At 74.3% G+C, this 16850-nt stretch carries 13 protein-coding genes; 7 read left to right on the forward strand and 6 right to left on the reverse strand.

Annotated features, from left to right (window positions below; all coding sequences use genetic code 11):
• Positions 1-3: 3 nt before the first annotated feature.
• Positions 4-870 (forward strand): helix-turn-helix transcriptional regulator, encoded by an 867-nt coding sequence (locus ACH4D3_RS05085; protein WP_398316407.1) that lies wholly within the window; start codon positions 4-6, stop codon positions 868-870.
• A 143-nt stretch (positions 871-1013) separates the two neighbouring features.
• Positions 1014-1685, forward strand: coding sequence for a glutathione S-transferase C-terminal domain-containing protein (locus tag ACH4D3_RS05090; protein WP_398316409.1), 672 nt, complete (start codon positions 1014-1016; stop codon positions 1683-1685).
• Positions 1686-1841: 156 nt separating this feature from the next.
• On the opposite strand, the gene ACH4D3_RS05095 is transcribed toward ACH4D3_RS05090, so the two are convergent.
• Entirely contained in the window at positions 1842-2921 is a 1080-nt protein-coding gene (locus ACH4D3_RS05095) for a hypothetical protein (RefSeq protein ID WP_398316411.1), read from the reverse strand.
• Positions 2922-2993: 72 nt separating this feature from the next.
• Between ACH4D3_RS05095 and ACH4D3_RS05100 the strand changes: the two genes are divergently transcribed.
• A complete protein-coding gene (locus tag ACH4D3_RS05100; protein WP_398316413.1) occupies positions 2994-4865 on the forward strand; it encodes a LuxR C-terminal-related transcriptional regulator in 1872 nt (623 codons plus the stop codon).
• 26 nt (positions 4866-4891) lie between these two features.
• Here the strand turns inward: ACH4D3_RS05100 and ACH4D3_RS05105 are convergent, their stop codons facing one another.
• Entirely contained in the window at positions 4892-7900 is a 3009-nt protein-coding gene (locus ACH4D3_RS05105) for a CHAT domain-containing protein (RefSeq protein ID WP_398316661.1), read from the reverse strand.
• Between the two features lie 217 nt (positions 7901-8117).
• On the opposite strand from ACH4D3_RS05105, the gene ACH4D3_RS05110 reads away from it, so the two are divergent.
• From ACH4D3_RS05110 to ACH4D3_RS05120, 3 genes are all read left to right on the forward strand, one after another.
• On the forward strand, positions 8118-9551 hold the full coding sequence (locus ACH4D3_RS05110) for a S8/S53 family peptidase (protein ID WP_398316415.1): 1434 nt from the start codon (positions 8118-8120) through the stop codon (positions 9549-9551).
• Between the two features lie 71 nt (positions 9552-9622).
• A complete protein-coding gene (locus tag ACH4D3_RS05115; protein ID WP_087811748.1) occupies positions 9623-10198 on the forward strand; it encodes an RNA polymerase sigma factor in 576 nt (191 codons plus the stop codon).
• Positions 10195-10686 carry a hypothetical protein gene (locus ACH4D3_RS05120; RefSeq protein ID WP_398316418.1) on the forward strand — a complete coding sequence of 164 codons (492 nt, stop codon included), beginning with the start codon at positions 10195-10197 and terminating at the stop codon, positions 10684-10686. Before ACH4D3_RS05115 ends, ACH4D3_RS05120 begins: the two co-directional genes overlap by 4 nt.
• A 33-nt stretch (positions 10687-10719) precedes the next feature.
• Here the strand turns inward: ACH4D3_RS05120 and ACH4D3_RS05125 are convergent, their stop codons facing one another.
• Together ACH4D3_RS05125 and ACH4D3_RS05130 are read right to left on the reverse strand one after the other, a co-directional pair.
• Positions 10720-11943 (reverse strand): cytochrome P450, encoded by a 1224-nt coding sequence (locus ACH4D3_RS05125; RefSeq protein WP_398316420.1) that lies wholly within the window; start codon positions 11941-11943, stop codon positions 10720-10722.
• A gap of 79 nt (positions 11944-12022) precedes the next feature.
• Positions 12023-12820, reverse strand: coding sequence for an N-formylglutamate amidohydrolase (locus ACH4D3_RS05130; RefSeq protein WP_398316422.1), 798 nt, complete (start codon positions 12818-12820; stop codon positions 12023-12025).
• Between the two features lie 79 nt (positions 12821-12899).
• On the opposite strand from ACH4D3_RS05130, the gene ACH4D3_RS05135 reads away from it, so the two are divergent.
• Entirely contained in the window at positions 12900-13241 is a 342-nt protein-coding gene (locus ACH4D3_RS05135; protein ID WP_398316424.1) for a DUF5713 family protein, read from the forward strand.
• A 67-nt stretch (positions 13242-13308) separates the two neighbouring features.
• Here ACH4D3_RS05135 and ACH4D3_RS05140 read toward each other — a convergent pair whose 3' ends face one another.
• Both ACH4D3_RS05140 and ACH4D3_RS05145 read right to left on the reverse strand, forming a co-directional pair.
• Positions 13309-15528 carry an NADP-dependent isocitrate dehydrogenase gene (locus ACH4D3_RS05140; protein WP_398316426.1) on the reverse strand — a complete coding sequence of 740 codons (2220 nt, stop codon included), beginning with the start codon at positions 15526-15528 and terminating at the stop codon, positions 13309-13311.
• Positions 15529-15630: 102 nt separating this feature from the next.
• Complete coding sequence (locus tag ACH4D3_RS05145; RefSeq protein WP_398316663.1) at positions 15631-16692, reverse strand: mechanosensitive ion channel family protein; 1062 nt, start codon at positions 16690-16692, stop codon at positions 15631-15633.
• Positions 16693-16850: the final 158 nt, after the last annotated feature.

The following is a 16850-nucleotide window of genomic DNA, read 5'->3' on the forward strand; positions in this document are numbered from 1 at the left end:
CCCATGACGCCCTCCCACTCCTCCTTCGGTGCGCTGCTGCGCGCCTGGCGCGACCGGCTGTCCCCGGCCGACGCCGGGATCACCGTGACGGCCGGCCGCCGCGCCCCCGGCCTGCGCCGCGAGGAACTCGCCCAGTTGTCCGGGATATCGGTCGACTACGTGCTGCGTCTGGAACGGTCACGCGCCAAGAACCCGTCGGAACAGGTCGTCGCCGCCCTCGCCCGCACCCTCCAGCTCAGCCGCACGGAACGCGACCTGCTCTACCGCAGCGCGGGGCTGCTGCCCCCGCAGGACGGCCAGGTCAGCACCCATGTGCCCGCGAGTGTCCAACGGCTCGCCGCACGCCTGGGCGACGTCCCGATCGGCGTGTTCACCGCCGACTGGACCCTGGTGTGGTGGAACACCACCTGGTGCGCCCTGCACGGAGACCCCGCGCTGCTGCCGGCCGGCGAACGCAGCCTCGTCCGCGCGCTGTTCGGCGACGGCCCGGCCCGCGCGTCGATGCTTCCCGTACGGTCCGAACGCGGGCAGGACGCCTTCGAGGTGTCGATCGTGGCCGACCTGAAGGACGCCGCCGGCCGCTATCCCGCGGACGCCCGTCTCCAGCGCCTGGTACGGGACCTGCGGGCCGAGTCGCCGAAGTTCGCCCGGTACTGGTCCGCACAGACGGCCGCCGCCCAGCACACGACGGACCGCAAGACCATGCGACACCCGCAGGTCGGTGACATCGTGCTCGACTGCGACGTCCTCGTCGTCCCGGGCGCCGACCTGCGCATGGTCACCTACACGGCGGCTGCCGGAAGCAGCGACGCCGGAAAGCTCGACCTGATCCGCGTCACCGGCACCGCCGCCGCCCACGCCTCGTCCTGAGCGCCCCCGGGCTGCGCGCGGGCGCGGGGGCGTCGCCACGGCCCTGACCGGCAGGCGGACACCCTCTTGACGCCTCTTCGGCGCCCGGTCGACACTTCCCCAGTAATCCTAGTGATTAGGTAGGGAAACACCCGGGGAGAACCATGACCGTCGCACCGCTCGTCCCTGCCCCCGCCTTCCGCGGCCGGATCGGCCGCGACCCGCGCAGCGGCCACTACGCCGTGCCGCGCCGCTACCGCCTCCACCTCTCGACCGGCCACGACGACTGTCTGGGCATCGCCGTCGTGCACCGACTCCTCGGCCTGGACGAGATCTGTCCGGTGACCCTCCTGGACCCGCACCCCGACTGTCCCGACGGCGGGTACTCCGCCCTGCGGCCGCTGTACGAGGCGAGCGCGCACCACTACCGGGGACCGGCCGTGGCACCGGTGCTCAGCGACGGCTGGTCGGGCCGGATCGTGAGCACGCACGCGCGCGACATCATGCGCGACCTCGCCCGGTCCTTCACCCCGGCCGCAGGACCGGTGCTGTATCCGTGCGGCGCGGAGCCGGCCGTCGCCGCCGTCGAGGAACTGTGCGCCCGGGCCGCCGACCCCGCGGCGCTGCCCGCTGTGCTGGATCTCCTGGAGCGGCGCCTGACCGCGCACTCCCACGTCGTCGGCGACCGGCTGTCCGCCGCCGACGTAGAGGTGTGGGCGGCGCTCGTCCGACGCGACACCCCGCGGCTCGCGGACGATCACCCCGCCCTGTGGTCCCACGTCCGGCGGCTGTCCGCCCACCCGGCCTTCAGCCCCCTCACGGGCCGTTGCGCCTGACGCGACAGGAACCGCACCAGTGCCGTGCCCGCCGCCCCCCAGCGGCGGACACGGCGTGTGCCGCGGCGCGTCGCCCTCCCCCGAAGGCGGCGCGCCGCGGCCGGCCCCCGGCGCCGGTCTGTGGCCACGGCGCACGGGTGCTTGTGAGCCGCGCGGTCACCAGTACATGACCGCCGTCTCGCCCGCACCCCACGAGGAGTACAGGCGCACCCGGACGACGTAGCGGCGGCCCTTGACGAAACGGGCCCTGATCGTGGCGTTGCGGGAGGTCCCCCCGTCGTCCTGTCCGGCGAAGTAGCGGGGCACACCGTCCCGCTCCTCGAAGACGACGACGACGGCGTCGCTGTCACCGAAGGTGCCCACGGTGTATTCGCGGGTCTCCGGCGGATCCACGCGGAAGTCGGCCTGCTCGCCGGGCCCGAGACCCAGCGGCACCGAGCGGAACGGCACCAGCGGACCGGGCCGTCCGGTGGGCGGGTACCAGCGCAGGGCGAACTCCTTGTCTGCGGCGGAGAGCGTACCGGGCGGGCGCAGGCCGGAACGGTAGTGCTCGGGCTCCAGTATCAGGCCCGAGGAGAACGGGTACTCCATGATCGACTGCGGGTCCCAGACCGGGCCGTTGGCCTCGTCGCCGTCGAGCTTGCGCAGGATGTTGTGGAAGGTCCGCTCCCGGCTCCAGTGGTTGGGCGGGCCCGCCAGCTCGGCGTAGACGGCCTCGTCGTCCCACAGGATGCCCGCGAACGGGCTCTGGTGCTCGTGCAGCATGCCGAGCGCGTGCCCGATCTGGTGCAGGGCCGTCGCCCGCTCGCCCGGTGCGGTCAGATCCCAGCCGAAGTTCATCGTACGGTCGTTCAGACCGACCCCGAGCGCGTCCTTGCCGACCGCCGACCAGGACCCGTCGCCGGGCTGGAAGCCGATGCGCAGCTCCGCCTCGGACCGGTCGCGGACCTCTTCGAGACCGAGCCCGATGCCGAGGTCGCGCCACTCCCGGAAGCAGTCGCGCACCACGTCCCGCTGCTCCTCGGTCCCCGCCCACGAACCCCGCCGCGGCCGCCCGGTGCCGGGCATCTGGACCACCGAGGCGTCGGTGTCGCCGCCGAGGAAGCAGTAGTGCAGCACGGTGGCGTTGACCCACATCCGCTGCCCGCCGACGAGCGCGGCGACGCGCTCGACGGCCAGCCCCGGCGGAAGCACCGGGGCAGGCTGCCGCGCGAGCGAGCAGTAGCGTGCGGTCATGGTCATCAGGGTGCCGTCCGGCCCGGCCCCGGCGCCTGAGTCGGGGGGTACTCAAGTCACCCTGTATCAGGGATGAGTATGCCGACTCATGTTGCCGTGACGACTTCTCTGCGGGACGCGAAGAGGCTGGAGACCCCCTGGCCGTTCACCGGGCGGGCGGACGCACTGGAGCTGGTGCGCAGGTCCGTGGCGGGCGGACGGGGCGGCCTCGTGGTGACGGGCCCGGCGGGCGCGGGCAAGACCAGGCTGGTGACGGAGGCCGTGCGCGGCACCGAATGCGCCCGCGCCGCCGGGACGCCCGAGACCCGGGACATCCCCTTCGCCGCCTTCGCTCACCTGCTGCCCGAGAAGGTCACCCTGCACCGCGCGGTACACCTCCTGTCCGGCGTACGGCTGCTGCTGGTCGACGACGCGCACCTGCTCGACGCCGCCTCCGCCGCCCTCGTGCACCAGCTCGCCGTGCACGGCCGCACCCGGCTCCTGGTCGTCGCCACCGACGGCACCTGCGTACCGGACGCGGTGTCCCGGCTGTGGTCCGGTGAGCTGCTGCCGCGCCTCGCCCTGGAACCGCTGCCCCGCGAGGAGACCGCCGAACTGCTCGCGGCCGGCGCGGACACCGTCCTGGAGCCGCTCACCGTCGACCGGCTGCACCGCCTGTGCCGGGGAGACCTGCGGCTGCTGCGCGAACTGCTGACCGCCGTCCGCGAGGACGGCCTGCTCGTGCCGGTGCCGGACACGGACCAGTGGGCGTGGCGCGGACCGGTGCCGATCACCCCGGCGGTCCGGGAGCGCACCGCCCACGTCCTCGACCGCACCGGCGCCGGGGAGCGGGAGACCCTCGAACGCCTCGCCTTCGCCGAGCCCCTGGCACTGTCGCTGCCCCTGTCCCCGCCTCTGCCCCCGTCCCCGTCCCCGTCCCTCGACTTGGACCTCCTCGACGTACGGATCCTGGAGAACCTGGAGGCCGAGGGCCTGGTCACCGTCGACGAGCACGGCGCCACCCGTCTCGCGCACCCCCTGCACGGCCCGGTGCTGCGCGCCGCCGCGGGCCGACTGCGGACCCGGCGCCTGGCCGCCCGCACCCCGGACCGGACCGGACCCGCCCTGGAGGCGGAGCGGGCCGCGCTCGCCCGGCGCATCGAACAGGCCGACGTACGGGCGCTGGAGACCCCCGTGGGGGAGTGGCTGGTCGCCGAGGGAGTGCCGCTGCCGACCTCGTACGCGGCGCTGCGGGCCCGGTTCGCGCGGCTGCGCGGACGGCTGCGCGAGGCCGCGGCCTGGGCCCGCGAGGGCCTGCGGACCCACCACGGCGACCCGGACTGCCGCACCGAACTCGCCCTGACCACCGCGCAGTCGGGCGACGGCGCCCGGGTCGGCGCGGAGGCCGCCGCCGTCACCTGGGCGGCAGCCGCACGCGGCGACCTCGACGAGGCGGTCCGGACGGCCGGCCGGGGCGACCCGTACGACGCCGTCCGGCTGGGCGCGCCCGAGCGGGCGGCGGGCCGTCTGACCGGAGTCTTCGCCGCGCACGCCGACGCCCTCGCGCGCGAGGACGGCCCCGCCCTCGACCGGGTCGCCGAGGAGCTGGAGCGGCGCGGATTCCTGCTGTTCGCGGCCGAGGCGAGCGCCCAGGCGGTCCCCGTCCACCGCGACCCCAGGGCCGCCCGCACCTCCCGGACCCGGGCCGCCGCCCTCGCCCGGCGCTGCCAGGGCGCCCGTACCCCCGCGCTGTCCGGTCTGGTGCTCGGCGAACTCACCGCCCGGCAGCGGCAGATCGTCACGCTCGCCGCCGCGGGCCTGAGCAATCGGCAGATCGCGGAGCGGCTGACCCTCTCCGTCCGCACCGTCGGCAACCACCTCTACGGCGCCTACACCCGCCTCGGGGCGGGCGACCGCGGCGCCCTGCCGTGGCTCATGGAACTGCCCGAGCCCCAACCCGCCTGACCCGGCGGCCGGGTACCGGGGCGGGCTCAGGCCGCCCCGAACGCCGTGAAGGCCCACCCCGTCGCCTGGTGCACCGCGTCGCCCGGCAGCGCGGCCCGCGCGTCGCGCAGCGCCTCCGCCAGGGACAGGCCCGTGTCCAGCCCCTTGTGCAGCGCGAGCATCAGGGGCACCACCGCGGCGTCGTTGACCGGCGCGGTGCACGCCACCACCCCGGCCGTGCCCAGCGGCAGCAGCGCGGTGACCAGGCCGAGCAACTCGTCGGCGCCGACCGAGGCGAAGCGCGCGGTGTCGCAGCAGGGCAGGATGATCCGGTACGGGCTGCGGTCGAGCCGCTCGAAGTCGTGCACGATGAGCGGCCCGTCGGCCATCCGCAGCGACGAGAACAGCGGACTGTCGGCTCGGAAGGTCCCGTGCGCCGCGATGTGCGCCAACGCGGCCCCGTCCAGTTCCCGCAACACGCCGGGCACCCGTGCCTCGTCGCCCTCCAGCACGACGGTTTTGCCCCGCGCGGCGGCGCCGGCGCCGGGGGCACCGGGACGCGTCCGCGGAGCGGCGTCGGCCGCCCCGCCGACGGCCTCCTCGCCGACGACCGCCCCGCCGGCGCTGTCGACGAGCAGCGAAGCCCGACTCCCGCCGCCGTCCGCGGTCGGCTCTCCCCGTCCCCCACGCTCCCACCCACCTCGTGGCGGTACCGCGAGCGCCCCCGCGGGCCGCCCGCGGTCGCCGCGGTAGGGACCGCCCTGCGAGGGCACTCGGCGTGTTCCGGCCGACGGCGCGTGGTCGCCGCGGTCCGGCGCGGCCTGCGGTGGTACTTGGTGCGGCCCGGTCGGTTCGCCGTGGTTCCCCGGGCGCCGCCCGCCTTGGGGCGGCACTGAAGGCGTTCCGGCAGGTTCCGCGGGGCCACCGCGCTCCCGTCCGCCCCCCGGTGGCCGCGCCCCCGCGTACCGCTCGGCGAGTTCCGGCACCTCGGCGCCGCCGCTCGCCAGGCCGGGGCCGCGGACCAGGACCTGGCGGCCGCCGGGCGGGGAAGCGGTGTCCCTCGCGCGCAGCCAGCTGCCCGCCGACGGCGACACGCTGAGGACGCGCTCCCGCAGTACGGGCAGCAGCGCCCACGGCACCCGGTGCAGCCGGCCCGGCGGGACCACGACGACCGGGCCCGAACCGAGGTGGGCCGCGGCCGGCCCCAGCAGCAGGTGCTGCAGACGGGCACCGGCCGCCTCCACCAGGGGCAGCCGTGCCTCGGCACCCGGATGGGCCAGCCGCCGCAGACCGGCCTGAACGTGCTCGGCCTCCCGTTCCGCCTCGGCCAGCAGCCCGGCCTCGAAGCGCCGTACCCGGCCCTGCCCGCACAGCAGCACGTGCACGCGCCCGTCGAGCACCGCCAGCTCCACCAGCCGCACCTCGTCGCCCAGCCGCCGCAGCAGCCGCCCCACGTCGAACCGGTCGCCGTCGCCGGGTGCCTCGCCCCGCATGTGCAGGGTGCGGGAGCGGATCTCCCGCTCCAGGCGCCGCTGCTCGCGCTCCAGCGCGGGAGCGGGCCGGCCGCCGTCCGTGCGGGCCTCCTCCGCGCGGGCGGCCAGTTCCCGGAACGCCGTCATGGCGGTCAGCAGCACCGGATCGGCCGGCGGCCGGGTCGGCGGCGCCGACAGCACCGTCGCCCGCCAGCGCTCGCTCCAGCCAAGGAGCCGCCGCGGCCCGCCCGAGTCCAGCGACGCCCGCTGCGCCAGCGCCGCCAGCTCCGCGCCCTGTGCGGTGGCCCGGGCCCGCAACTCCGAGGCGCCCAGCGTCATCCGGTGGTCGTCGAGGACGTCCAGACCGCGCCGGCAGGCCTCCAGGACGCCCCGCGCCGACCCCGCGGCCCGCGCCCGCAGCGCCTGCGCCGCCCAGCCCGTCATCCGGGCCAGCGGCGGCCCGCTGTGCCGGCTGCGCGCGGCCACCGTCAGATGCCGTTCCGCGTCCGCGGTCCAGCCGAGGTCCAGCGCGATCCGGCCCGCCAGCAGCGAAGCCTCCGGCGCGGCCGGAGCCCCGAAGGCCGCCAGCCGCTCCGCCACGGCCGCCGCGTCCGCGACCAGCCGGCCCGATCCGCGCCCCGTGGCGACCCGGGCCTCGATCAGCACCAGCCGGGCGTGCGTCTCGTACCAGGTGCGCCGCTGCCCGGCGAACAGCCGCACCGCGACGGCCGCCCGCGCCAGCGCGGTCTGCGGCTCGTCCGCCAGCCGGGCGGCCCGCGCGGCCACCAGCAGCAACTCCGCCTTGCGGGTGGACTGCCCGCCGATCCCGTCCAGCGCCGCCACGGCCCCGTCCGCCTCCGCCAGCGCCTCGGTGGCGAGCCCCGCCGCCATCAGCACCTCGCAGCGCCGGATGGTGAGCATGAACGTCGGCGTGCCCAGCTTCCCGTACCGCTCCTCCGCCTCGTCGAGGAGCCGCAGCGCCGCCGGTACGTCACCCGACCGGAAGGCGGCCAGACCCCGGCTCTCCACCGCGTCGGCCTTGTCGTGCTCCTGGCCCGTGGTGTCCCACAGCGCCTCCGCCGCGGTGAAGTCGGCGTCCGCCCGCTCCACCGAGCCCAGCGCCAGGTGCACGGTCGCCCGCAGCGTCAGCGCCCGCGCCGTCCAGATCACGTCGTCCGCCTGCCGCAGCACCGGAATCGCCCGCCGTACGTCCTCCAGCGCCTCTCCGTGCCGGCCGAGGACCCACCACACGTAGGCCCGCCGGAACAGCACCCGCGCGCGCGTGTGGCCGCTTCCGCGCGCCACGCCCCGCTCGAACGCCTCCAGCCCCGCCCGCGTACGCCCGGCGTGCACCAGCGCGACCCCGAGCGTGGCCAGGACGTCCGCCTCCCGCTCGGCCGAGTCCGCGCGCGCGGCGAGGTCGCGGGCGCGCCGCAGATGGGCCAGGGCCTGCCGGGTGTCGCCGAAGTCCCGCTGCCAGATGCCGATCACCTGATGGGCGACCGAGGCGTGCAGCGGCGAGGGATCGGCACCGAGCAACTCCTCCGCCCGCGTCAGCGCTTCGCCCGGGGCGGCGAACACCATCGGCAGCAGATCGAGAACCGAGTCGTTTCGCGCTGTCACCCCACGGATGGTAGTGCTCCGGAACCACGCCACACAGGTTCGAGTCTGTATCAATCGGCCGCCCCGGGACTCTGATTGACGACCGCTGCCACCACCGTGGTCACATCAGGGGTCACACCCGCGGTCCGGCCCGGGGCCCCGGCCGTCGTCACCGCCACCGCCACAGTGGAGGACAAGAATGGCACCACAGCGATTCCGCGAGCAGTTCGACCAGATCCAGCGCTCGATGCCGGACGTCCCGCTGGCGATGGGCCCGGACGACTCGGCCGAGTTCTTCTACGAGAAGGGCGTCGTCCTCGCCCGCGACGGCGAGGAGGCCCGGCTCGTCGAGGACACCGTGCGCGACCACTTCACCACGATGGCCGGACTCACACCGGACCACGTGCGCCGGGCGAGCCCGGAGTCCAACCGCACCGGCATCACCCGCATCCAGGTCGCCGACCCCGGCGAGGGCGCCCGCGACGGCGACCCCACCGTCGCCCACGCCCTGCGCTCCCTCAGGACGGTGGAGGGCCGCGCGGGCCGCCGGCTGATCAGCCGCAACCACGTCGTCTCCATCGCCGTCAACGCCTGCCCCGGCGACGAGCCCGTGCCCGTCCCGCTGAGCGAGCCGCCCAACCCGGCCGCCGACACGGCGCCGTACGACGCCGGGACCGCCGTCGGCGTACTCGTCGTCGACACCGGCCTCATGCACGACTACCGGTCCTACCCGCTGCTGGCCCACACCGAGGGCGACGCACAGATCAGGGAGTGCGACGACGACGGCGTCCTGTGCCAGTACGTCGGGCACGGCACCTTCATCGCCGGGCTGGTCGCCGCCGTCGCGCCCAACACCGACGTGACCGTCAGCAACACCCTCAACGACGCGGGCGCCATCCTCGAGTCGGAGCTGGGCGAGAAGCTCTTCGAGGCCGTCGACCGCGGCGGCTGGCCCGAGGTCCTCAGCCTCTCCGCAGGCACCTCCAACGGCCGCACCGACGGCCTGCTGGGCGTCCACGCCTTCATGGAGGAACTCCGCGACCAGCGCACCCTGCTGGTCGCCGCCGCGGGCAACAACGCCAGCGCCACGCCCTTCTGGCCCGCCGCCTACGCCACCCTGCCCGGCTGGGAGGACTCGGTGCTGTCGATCGGGGCGCTGCGCTCCGACGGCGAGTTCGGCGCCTGCTTCAGCAACCACGGCGGCTGGGTGCGGGCCTACGCCCCGGGCGAGCGCCTCACCAGCGCCCTCACCGGCTTCGGGACACCCGTGCCGTACGTCTACCAGCACTCCACCTACGACGCCTGCCGGTTCGGCTTCACCTACGCCTGCACCTGCCAGTACCCCCGGCACAACGGGGTGCTGAGCGAGCCGGGCGAGGCGCCCGCCAAGCCGGACCAGGTGATGTTCGAGGGGCACGCGCAGTGGAGCGGCACCTCCTTCGCCACCCCCGTGGTCGCGGGGCTGGTCGCCGCCCGCATGACGGCGCACAAGGAGGCCGACCCGCGCGCGGCCGGCCGGCAACTGCTCGCGGCCAACACCGAGTACGCGGAGGTGCGCGGGGCGCACGTGCCCGCGCTGCTGCCGCCCACCTGGCGCCCGGTCCCGGTCGATCCGTCGGACGGCGGGTCGTGAACGGCCTGCTGGCGGTCGGAACCATCCACTCCACGGCGTACGATGTCAGGTCGTACACGAGGGGTGGGACCGTGGACCGTGCAGATGTCGGGGCGCTCGTCCAGTCGGCGGCCGACGGGGACGCGGCGGCCTGGAAGTCACTGGTGGACGGACTCGGCCCGCTCGTGTGGTCCGTGGCCAGGTCGCACGGGCTGTCCGACGCCGACGCGCACGAGGTGTACCAGACCGCCTGGTTCCGCTTCGCCCAGCATCTGGGGCGGATCAGGGAACCGGAGAAGACCGGCTCCTGGCTGGCGAGCACGGCACGGCACGAGTGCCTGAAGCTGCTCAAGGCCTCCAAGCGGTGGACGCCGACCGACGATCCACAGCTGCTCGACCGGCCGAGCGAGGACCGTACGCCGGAGGAGTCGGTGCTCGACTCCGAGGAGGCCGCCGCGCAGACCGAGCGCGTACGGCTGCTGTGGCAGGAGTTCGAGGAACTGGGCGAGCGGTGCCGCCAGTTGCTGCGGGTGCTGATCTCCTCGCCACCGCCCAGTTATCAGGAGGTGTCCGCCGCGCTGGGTATCGCGGTGGGCAGCATCGGGCCGATGCGCCAGCGCTGTCTGCGCCGGCTGCGGGCCCGGCTGGAGGCACGGGGGACCAAATGAGCGATCTCAACGACGAGCACGACGAGCACGACGAGCACGACGAGCGTGACGCGGAACTGCACGACGATCTGCTGGAGGAGGAGCTGCGGCAGGCCGCCGCGATCCTGGACCCGGTCCCGGCCGAGCTGCGGCGGACGGCCGTCGACGCCTTCGTGCTGCACGACCTGGACGCCCGCGTCGCCGAGCTGACCTTCGACTCGCTGGTGGACGGCATCCCGGTCAGGGGGGAGACGGACCCGCCGCGGATGCTGACCTTCCGCACGGACGCGGTGACCGTCGACGTCGAGGTGACCGCGGACGGCCTGATCGGCCAGCTGCTGCCGCCGGGTCCCGCCGGGATCGAGGTGCTGAGCGGCCCGCGGGCCCACGCGCGGCTGACCGCGGACGACATGGGCCGCTTCACCGGCGAGGCCCCGCCCGCCGGTCCGTTCGCACTGCGGCTGCGGACCGGCCGGGAGGTGGTCGTGACGGAGTGGCTGCGCGCCTGACGGGTGCCGCCCGCCGGACGCGGGTGTGCGGGGCTACCAGGCGCAGGGCAGCGTGCGCGGACCCCTGATCATGGTCTTGCGGCGCCAGGCCACCTGCTCGGCCGGGACCGCGAGCCGCAGCCCCGGCAGCCGGTCGAGGAGCGTGTCGACGAGCAGCTCGGTCTGCATCCGGGCGAGCACGGCGCCGGTGCAGAAGTGGTGCCCGTTGCCGTACGCCAGGTGCGGGTTGGGGTCGCGGTCCAGGCCGATGCGGTCCGGGTCGGGGAAGACGTCCGGGTCGCGGTTGGCGGCCAGGTACGAGACGTACACCGGCTCACCGGCGGCGACGCGCGTCCCGTGCACCTCGACGTCCTCCAGGGCGATGCGGGCCAGGCCCACCGACGTGCGGTGCGAGATCCAGCGCAGCAGCTCGTCCAGCGCCGAGCCGCGCGCCCCGGGCCGCTCGCGCATCCGTGCCATCAGCTCGGGGCGGGTGAGCAGCAGGTACAGCATCTGGCCGACGTTGTGCGTGACGGCCTCGCCGCCGATCTGCAGCGGCCCCGCGAGCCCGACGGCCTCCGTCTCGCCGACCTGGCCGCGGCCCACGGCGGCGCCGAGCATCGCGTACACGTCGGTGCCGTCGCTGCCGGCCCGGGCCCGGACGGTCTGCGTGATCCACCCGTACAGGCCCTGCTTCGCCCGCTCGGCGGCCTCGGCACCGCCGGAGGTCGAGATGATCTGCCGGGTCCAGGAGTGCACCCGCTCCCGGTCGGCGGCCGGCACGCCCATCACCTCGCTGACGACGGCGATCGGGAAGGGCTCCAGGACCCGCTCGACCAGGTCGGCCGGCGGGCCCTCGGCGAGGATCCCGTCCACCAGCCCGTCGAGGATCTCCTGCGCCCGGGGCCGCAGCCGCTTCGTGGCGCCGACGGTGAACGCGCCCGCGACCGCGCGCCGCAGCCGGTTGTGGTCGGGCTGGTCGGCGAAGGCGAGCGAGCCGGGGCGCGGCTTGAAGTGCGGTGCGAGACGGGTGATCTGACGTCGGGTCACCTCGGCCCGTCCGAAGCGCGGGTCGTTCGTGATCGCCTTCACGTCGTCGTACCGCGTCGCCAGCCAGGCCCAGCCCTCGCCGTGCGGGAGCCGGACGCGGGTCAGCGGGCCCTCGCGCATGAGGTCGGCGAGGACCGGGTCGAACTCCGGGCCGTCCAGGTCGAGGGCGGGCCAGTCCCGTACCGGGGGCGGCGACTGGCCGGTGAGCGTGCTGGTCTCCTGCGTCATCCCCCCACCCTCGCCGCGCACCCGCCCGGCTGTCGCGCGGGAGTGCTCCAGCCGGTGGGACCGGACCGGCCCGTCGTCCTCAGCCCGACACTGCGTCGACGAGCGCCGCCAGCGCCCCGGCGAGCCGGGACAGCCCCGGACCGGCCGGACCGCCCGGCTCCGTCATGTAGGTGTCCCGGCGGATCTCCACCATCAGCGCACCGACCTCGCCCCGGGTGCCGTAGAAGTCCAGCGGTACGTACGTCCCGCTGAACGGGCTGTCCAGGCCGGTCTCCCCGCAGGGGGCGAACGCCTCCCGGGCCGCGGCGAGCAGCTCGGGCGGCGTGTGGAAGGCGTCGGTACCCAGGCAGACGGGCGGGCGCGGGCCGTCGCCGTGCAGTTCGTAGGGGAGCGGCTCGGCCGGGTAGGAGTGCACGTCGACGATCACGGCCCGGCCGGTGGCCGCGAGCCGGTCGGCGACGGCCTCGGTCATCGCCCGCGCGTACGGCCGGAAGTACCGCTCGATCAGCGGCGCGGGGGCCGTGCCGGCACGGCGCAGCTCCTCGCGGTGCGACGTCCGCGTGTACACGGCGCCCATCCCGACGGCCGCCATCTCCTCCCGCTCGTCGGGGAACCGCTCCGGGTCGACCACCAGCCGCGACACCCGGTTCACGAACCGCCAGGGCGTGAGACCGGCCAGCCCGGCGGCCCGCCCGGCGATCTCCGCGGTGTGCGAGTCGGTCATGTGGTCCAGCTCCCGCTCCAGCCCGGCGTCGGACAGGACGAGGCCGGCCCGGACGTCGGCCGGAACCTCGCGGGAGGAGTGGGGCACGTGCAGCAGCACGGGGGAGCGCGGGGCGCCCGGCAGCAGCTCGAAGGCGGGCGGGGCGTCGGTCACGGGGCGGCTCCCGGGGCGTTGTCAGTGGGGTGCGGCAGGATCGCGGGGACGGTGCCGGGCAGCGAGGACAGGGGGCGTCATGCCGATCACCAATCAGCGGGTGACCGCACATCGGTTTCTGGGGGGTCTGTACGAGGACGACTACTTCCCCGACCACGTGGTGGACCGGGGCCGCGAGATCCTGCTCCGGCTGTGTGCCCGCGTCGAGGCGGACCGGCCGGCCGGCCCGGCGGAGCTCTACGCGCTGACCCACGCGGCCACCGAGGAGTTCAACGAGCTGGAGGCGGCCTTCGAGGAGGCGGGCAGCGAGATCGAGACCACGGCCCGGGAGGAGATCGGCGAGGCCTTCTGGTTCGTCGCCGTGGCCTACGGCTTCCCGGACGCGGACCCGGAGGAGCTGATCGCCCCACGGGAGTGGTGACGAGGCGGCACCCCGCCTCCGCGGGGCGGAGACGGGGTGCCGGGGGTCCGTGCGGGCCTGGGGAGGATCAGGCGAGGGACGCCAGCGCCTCGTTCCAGGTGGCCGACGGGCGCATGACCGCGGCGGCCTTCGCCGGGTCGGGCTGGTAGTAGCCGCCGATCTCGGCGGGCTTGCCCTGTACGGCGTTCAGCTCCTCGACGATCTTCTGCTCGCTCGCGGTGAGCGTCTCGGCGAGCGGGGCGAAGGCCTTGGCCAGGTCCGCGTCGTCGGTCTGCTTCGCCAGCTCCTGCGCCCAGTACAGGGACAGGTAGAAGTGGCTGCCGCGGTTGTCGATGCCGCCGACGCGGCGGGTCGGGGACTTGTCCTCGTTGAGGAAGGTCGCCGTGGCGCGGTCGAGGGCGTCCGCGAGGACCTTGGCCCGGGTGTTGCCGGTGGCCTCGGCGTACTGCTCCAGGGACGGCACCAGGGCGAAGAACTCGCCGAGCGAGTCCCAGCGCAGGTAGTCCTCCCTGACCAGCTGCTGCACGTGCTTGGGGGCGGAGCCGCCGGCGCCGGTCTCGAAGAGGCCACCGCCCGCCATCAGCGGGACGACCGAGAGCATCTTGGCGCTGGTGCCCAGCTCCAGGATCGGGAACAGGTCGGTGAGGTAGTCGCGCAGCACGTTGCCGGTCACCGAGATGGTGTTCTCGCCGCGGCGGATGCGCTCCACCGACAGCTTGGTCGCCTCGACGGGGGACATGATCCGGATGTCCAGGCCCTCGGTGTCGTGCTCGGCCAGGTACTGCTCGACCTTGGCGATGAGCTGCGCGTCGTGGGCGCGGTCCTCGTCCAGCCAGAACACGGCCGGGTCGCCGGTCGCGCGGGCGCGGGTCACGGCGAGCTTGACCCAGTCGCGGATCGGGGCGTCCTTGGCCTGGCAGGCGCGGAAGATGTCACCGGCGGAGACAGTCTGCTCCAGGACGGCGTTGCCGTGCTGGTCGACCAGGCGGACCGTGCCCGTGGCCGGGATCTCGAAGGTCTTGTCGTGGCTGCCGTACTCCTCGGCCTTCTGCGCCATGAGGCCGACGTTCGGGACGGTGCCCATCGTCGACGGGTCGAAGGCGCCGTTGGCGCGGCAGTCGTCGATGACGACCTGGTAGACCCCGGCGTAGCTGCTGTCCGGCAGGACCGCGAGGGTGTCGGCCTCCTGGCCGTCGGGGCCCCACATGTGGCCGGAGGTGCGGATCATGGCCGGCATCGAGGCGTCGACGATGACGTCCGAGGGCACGTGCAGGTTGGTGATGCCCTTGTCGGAGTCGACCATGGCCAGCTCCGGGCCCTCGGCCAGCTCGGCGTCGAAGGACGCCTTGATCTCGGCGCCCTCGGGCAGGGACTCCAGGCCCTTGTAGATGCCGCCGAGGCCGTCGTTCGGGGTGAGGCCGGCCTTGGCCAGCACGTCGCCGTACTGGGCGAAGGTCTTCGGGAAGAAGGCGCGGACCACGTGGCCGAAGATGATCGGGTCGGAGACCTTCATCATCGTGGCCTTCAGGTGCACCGAGAACAGGACGCCCTCGGCCTTGGCGCGGGCGATCTGCGCGGTGAGGAACTCGCGCAGCGCGGCGACGCGCAGCACGGAGGCGTCGACGACCTCGTCCTTCTTCACCGGTACCGACTCGCGCAGCACCGTGGTGGTGCCGTCGTCGCCGACCAGCTCGATGCGCAGGGTGCCGTCCTCGGCGATCACCGCGGACTTCTCGGTGGACCGGAAGTCGTTCTCGCCCATGGTCGCCACGTTGGTCTTGGACTCGCCGGTCCAGGCGCCCATGCGGTGCGGGTGCGTCTTGGCGTAGTTCTTCACCGACGCCGGGGCGCGGCGGTCGGAGTTGCCCTCGCGCAGGACCGGGTTGACCGCGGAGCCCTTGACCTTGTCGTAGCGGGCGCGGACGTCGCGCTCCTCGTCGGTCTTCGGGTCGTCCGGGTAGGCCGGCAGCGCGTAGCCCTGGCCCTGCAGCTCGGCGATCGCGGCCTTGAGCTGCGGGATGGACGCCGAGATGTTCGGCAGCTTGATGATGTTGGCGGCGGGCGTCTTGGCGAGCTCGCCCAGCTCCGTGAGGGCGTCCGGGATGCGCTGGTCCTCGGCGAGGTACTCCGGGAACAGGGCGATGATGCGGCCGGCCAGCGAGATGTCGCGGGTCTCGACCGCGACACCCGCCTGCGAGGCATACGCCCGGACCACCGGCAGGAACGAATACGTCGCCAGGGCCGGGGCCTCGTCAGTGTGTGTATAGATGATGGTCGAGTCAGTCACCGGGTGCTCCGCTCCACGTCTGCAACATTGCTCGACATCAAGATATCTCGTGATCGACCTCGGCTCGACAGGGGTCGCGGGGAGATTCCGGCCACGCCGCGCTCAGGCGAGCGGGACGACGTCCTCGCCCGCCCGCTGCTGCGGCAGGACCACGGTCCCCTGCTGGAGCGCGACCGTCCGCGCGGGCGACGGGATCCGGATGCCCTCCGCGCGGTAGCGCCGGTGCAGCCGCTTGATGAACTCGTGCTTGATCCGGTACTGGTCGCTGAACTCGCCCACGCCCAGGATCACCGTGAAACCGATCCGCGAGTCGCCGAAGGTGTGGAAGCGGATCGCCGGCTCGTGCTCCGGCACCGCGCCGCCGACCTCCGTCATCACCTCGGAGATCACCTCGGTCGTCACCCGCTCCACGTGGTCCAGGTCACTGTCGTAGGACACCCCGACCTGGACCAGGACCGTCAGCCGCTGCTCGGGCCGCATGAAGTTGGTCATGTTCGACTTCGCGAGCTGCCCGTTCGGGATCACCACCAGGTTGTTGGACAGCTCGCGCACGGTGGTCTGGCGCCAGTTGATGTCCTCGACGTAGCCCTCCTCGCCGCTGCTGAGCTGGATGTAGTCGCCCGGCTGCACGGTCTTGGAGGCGAGGATGTGGATGCCCGCGAAGAGGTTGGCCAGCGTGTCCTGGAGGGCCAGCGCGACCGCCAGACCGCCCACGCCCAGGGCGGTGAGCATGGGCGCGATGGAGACGCCCAGCGTCTGCAGCATCACCAGGAAGCCGATGGCCAGCACGAGGATCCGGGTGATGTTGACGAAGATCGTGGCCGACCCGGCGACCCCGGAGCGGGACACGGTCACCGTCCGCACCAGACCGGCGACCACCCGGGCCGCCGTCACCGTCGCCACGAAGATCAGCAGCACTTGCAGCACTTGGTTGACGCTGTGCTGCACCGTGCGCGTCAGCGGCAGCGCCGCCGCCGCACCGGCCACCCCGGCCGCGACCGCCGCCCACGGTGCCATCGTGCGCAGCGCGGCCACGATCACGTCGTCGCCGCCCCAGCGGGTGCGCCCGGCATGGCCGGCCAGCCAGCGCAGCAGCACGCGCAGCAGGAACGCGCCCAGCAGACCCGCCCCCAGCGCGATGCCGGCGGGCAGCAGATGATCCATCGTCAGGTCCTCGGTCACCGGCCGCCTCCAACGGAATGACTACGGGATGTCGGGGATGCGCGATCAGGCCGAACCGCAAGGCAGTTCGACCGGCGCGAGGGATCATCCTGCCGTATCCCGGGCGGTGTTCCGTACCCGTGCCGGAGGGCGGATCGGGG

Origin of the sequence: Streptomyces sp. NPDC018026, from assembly GCF_044327745.1 — a bacterium.
Classification (GTDB): domain Bacteria; phylum Actinomycetota; class Actinomycetes; order Streptomycetales; family Streptomycetaceae; genus Streptomyces; species Streptomyces rubrogriseus.

What these genes read in the sequence shown, in the direction of transcription:
- ACH4D3_RS05085 (WP_398316407.1), top strand. Translation starts at nt 4, where the DNA reads ATGACGCCCTCCCACTCCTCCTTCGGTGCGCTGCTGCGCGCCTGGCGC.
- ACH4D3_RS05090 (WP_398316409.1), top strand. Translation starts at nt 1,014, where the DNA reads ATGACCGTCGCACCGCTCGTCCCTGCCCCCGCCTTCCGCGGCCGGATC.
- ACH4D3_RS05095 (WP_398316411.1), bottom strand. Translation starts at nt 2,921, where the DNA reads ATGACCGCACGCTACTGCTCGCTCGCGCGGCAGCCTGCCCCGGTGCTT.
- ACH4D3_RS05100 (WP_398316413.1), top strand. Translation starts at nt 2,994, where the DNA reads ATGAGTATGCCGACTCATGTTGCCGTGACGACTTCTCTGCGGGACGCG.
- ACH4D3_RS05105 (WP_398316661.1), bottom strand. Translation starts at nt 7,900, where the DNA reads ATGGTGTTCGCCGCCCCGGGCGAAGCGCTGACGCGGGCGGAGGAGTTG.
- ACH4D3_RS05110 (WP_398316415.1), top strand. Translation starts at nt 8,118, where the DNA reads ATGGCACCACAGCGATTCCGCGAGCAGTTCGACCAGATCCAGCGCTCG.
- ACH4D3_RS05120 (WP_398316418.1), top strand. Translation starts at nt 10,195, where the DNA reads ATGAGCGATCTCAACGACGAGCACGACGAGCACGACGAGCACGACGAG.
- ACH4D3_RS05125 (WP_398316420.1), bottom strand. Translation starts at nt 11,943, where the DNA reads ATGACGCAGGAGACCAGCACGCTCACCGGCCAGTCGCCGCCCCCGGTA.
- ACH4D3_RS05135 (WP_398316424.1), top strand. Translation starts at nt 12,900, where the DNA reads ATGCCGATCACCAATCAGCGGGTGACCGCACATCGGTTTCTGGGGGGT.
- ACH4D3_RS05145 (WP_398316663.1), bottom strand. Translation starts at nt 16,692, where the DNA reads ATGGATCATCTGCTGCCCGCCGGCATCGCGCTGGGGGCGGGTCTGCTG.